Here is a 2,946-nt window from a genome sequence, read left to right on the forward strand (position 1 = left end):
CCCGAACAGGCGGTGCGTGACGTGCTGGCCTCCGCCTTTGACAGCGCAGGCCAGCGTTGCTCGGCCGCACGGCTGTTGTTCGTGCAGGAGGATGTGGCAGACCGCGTCATCACCATGCTGAAAGGTGCTATGGCGGAGTTGAAGATCGGCGATCCCATGGATTACGCCACCGACATCGGCCCGGTGATCGATGATGACGCGCGCCAGATGCTGGAGGCTCACAAGGCCCGCATGGCGGCGGAGGCCAGGACCATCCTCGACATGGCCCTGCCGGCGGATTGCGCGAAAGGCACCTTCGTGTCTCCTGCGGCCTATGAGATCTCATCGGTGTCGAGCCTCACGCGCGAGGTGTTCGGACCCGTGCTGCATGTGGTGCGCTTTGGAGGTGACAGGCTGGCGGATGTGTGCGCGGCGCTCAATGGCACGGGCTATGGCCTGACGCTGGGCCTGCACACCCGCATCGAGCGCACGGCAGCCGAAGTGCGCCGCCTGATGCGGGTTGGAAACATCTATGTGAACCGCAACCAGATCGGCGCCGTGGTGGGCGCGCAGCCATTCGGTGGTGAGGGCCTGTCAGGCACAGGCCCCAAGGCCGGTGGCCCGCACTATCTCCACCGCTTCGCAACCGAGCGCGTGTGCTCGACCGACACCACGGCGTCCGGCGGCAATGCGGCGCTGATGTCGATGTAGCGTTTACTCCTCCTCGCCGAAGCCGATGCCGCGCGCCACTGCGGTGCGGCCGAACTTGCCGCGGATCTTGTCGACGGCGAGTTCGGCCCTGGCGCGGGCGGCGGTTGTCATGTCGAGGGTTTCGGTTTCCTGCTCGGGGCTCGCTGGCGTGAGGCCCGTGATGCCAACACCGATGAGGCGGAAGGCGGCGCCCGTCGCCTCGCGGCCAAGCAAGGGCAGGGCCGCGTCATAGATGCGTGAGGCGAGCAGGGTGGGATCGGAAAGCGAGACGTTGCGGGTGCGCGTCTTGAAATCCGTGGTCTTGAGCTTCAGCACCACGGTGTGGCCGGCAACCCCTTCCGCCTTGGCGCGGCGGGAGACCTTTTCCGCCAGCGGCCAGAGGATGCGCTCAAGCTCGGCGCGGTCCTTGATGTCCGTGTTGAAGGTTGTCTCCGCGCTGATCGATTTCGAATGATCCTCGGTCGAGACGATGCGCTGGTCCTCGCCGCGGGAGAGGTGGTAGAGCCTGGCGCCCATGCTGCCGTAGCGGCGCATGAGGTCGTTCTTTTCCATCTGCTGCAATTGGCTGATCATGGTGATGCCGCCCTTGGCGAGTTCCGCCTGCATGGCCTTGCCCACGCCCCAGATGAAGCCCACGGGCTTCGCGGCGAGAAAGCTTAGCGTTTCAGCGCGGCCCAGCACGGAGAAGCCGCGCGGCTTCTCGAGGTCGGAGGCGAGCTTGGCCAGGAACTTGTTGTGGGAGAGGCCAACTGAGGCGGTGATGCCGGCCTTCTCCGTGATGCGCGTCAGAAGTCGGGCCAGGGTGAGGGCGGGGCTCATGCCATGGACACGCGCCGTGCCGGTGAGGTCGAGAAAGGCCTCGTCGATCGAGAGTGGCTCGACCAGCGGGGTGACTTCAAGCATCATCTCCCGAACCAGTCTTCCGGCTTCGGCGTATTTCGCCATGTCGGGCTTGATGACCACGGCGTCCGGGCAGAGGGCCAGCGCCTTGAACATGGGCATGGCTGATTTGACACCATGGATGCGCGCGACATAGCAGGCGGTGGCCACGACCCCCCGCGTGCCGCCGCCGACGATCACCGGCCTGTCGGCGAGTTCCGGCCGGTCGCGCTTCTCCACAGCGGCATAGAATGCATCGCAGTCGATATGGGCGATGGACAGCGCATGCAGCTCCGGATGCCGGATGAGGCGCGGGCTGCCGCAGCCACGGCAACGCTGCTCATCACCCCGGACGAGTGAAAGGCAGTCGCGGCAGAAGCCCGCCGTCTCAGCGCCGTCATGCATGGCAGGGAGTTTAGCGCGCGGCGGCGAAATGGGAAACACGCGGCGGGATCGCTGGAGGACGCCGCCTTTCGGGCCTCACGCCCCGATCAGCGCCATGACATGCGGCTTCGCCTCGTCCCAGCGGCCGGTGCGCAGCGAGACATAGTCGAGTGGTGCGATGTGGCGTGCGAAGCGCTCATCGTGCAGGAAGTGGATGAGGTGAACCTCCGGCGCGTATTCATAGGCCGATGCAATGTATTGCGGGCTGTCGTCGATGAAGACGGCGTCACGGCGGGCGGCGCGGCGGAGAAGGTCGCTGATCGCCGGGCCCTTGGGGCCGGAATTGGTAACAACCGGGAAGGGCAGGCCATGGTCTGCCAGGTTCTCGCGGCGGTGCCCGCCTGCCGAATGGGGAAGATTGGTGAGCAGCACCACATCGGCCGCCTCGCCGATGTGAAGAAGCGATTCGACCGCGCCGTCGATCGTCTCCATGTGGCGGGTGCGCTCGTCGAAGAACCGGTCGATGAGTTCTCCCACCCGGTGGTCCCCGGCGGGCTCGCCGGTGTCGCGGCACCTGACATTGCCGTTGAGCGCGAAGCTCGCCGTGTCGAGCCACAGGTTCTCCAGCGCCAGGAGGCGCTCGAAGTCCCGCGTGAAATGCACGATCACCTCGTCGACATCGCAGATGACGAGCGGGCGTCCGGTGAAGGTCAGGCCTTCGAGCTGACCAAGGGTGATGTCAGAAATCAACTGCGGCTCCAGGAAGTTTGCGGCGCAACTGGCCGATGCGTTCCGGCTTCAGGCCATGTTCCTCGGCAAAGATCAAGAGCAGGGAATCATCCGCCAACAGGTGATCGAGCACGCCTCCGAGGAAGGCCGGGTCTTCGGCGGAGGCGCGAATATCCCCGATCCCGAGGCCTGACAGATCCATGAAGCGTGACAGCCGCTCCGGATCCGTGGCCAGAAAGCTAAGCGCTTTCAGGGCGATGACCT

4 protein-coding genes are annotated in these 2,946 nt (G+C 65.6%); 1 reads left to right on the forward strand and 3 read right to left on the reverse strand.

Features of this window, described 5'->3' with window-relative positions:
- Positions 1-690: aldehyde dehydrogenase family protein (locus ACILRA_RS21625; RefSeq protein ID WP_395664106.1), on the forward strand; the 690-nt coding region annotated here is incomplete at its 5' end.
- A gap of 3 nt (positions 691-693) precedes the next feature.
- On the opposite strand, the gene ACILRA_RS21630 is transcribed toward ACILRA_RS21625, so the two are convergent.
- From ACILRA_RS21630 to ACILRA_RS21640, 3 genes are all read right to left on the reverse strand, one after another.
- Positions 694-1,974, reverse strand: a complete 1,281-nt coding sequence (locus ACILRA_RS21630) for a DNA polymerase IV (protein WP_395664107.1) — start codon at positions 1,972-1,974, stop codon at positions 694-696.
- Between the two features lie 75 nt (positions 1,975-2,049).
- Positions 2,050-2,703, reverse strand: coding sequence for a hypothetical protein (locus tag ACILRA_RS21635; protein WP_395664108.1), 654 nt, complete (start codon positions 2,701-2,703; stop codon positions 2,050-2,052).
- Positions 2,693-2,946, reverse strand: a 254-nt coding sequence (locus ACILRA_RS21640) for a DUF3572 domain-containing protein (RefSeq protein WP_395664109.1), incomplete at its 5' end; no start/stop codon positions are given. The genes ACILRA_RS21635 and ACILRA_RS21640, both read right to left, overlap by 11 nt.

It is taken from the genome of Aestuariivirga sp., from assembly GCF_044239095.1.
Classification (GTDB): Bacteria; Pseudomonadota; Alphaproteobacteria; order Rhizobiales; family Aestuariivirgaceae; genus Aestuariivirga.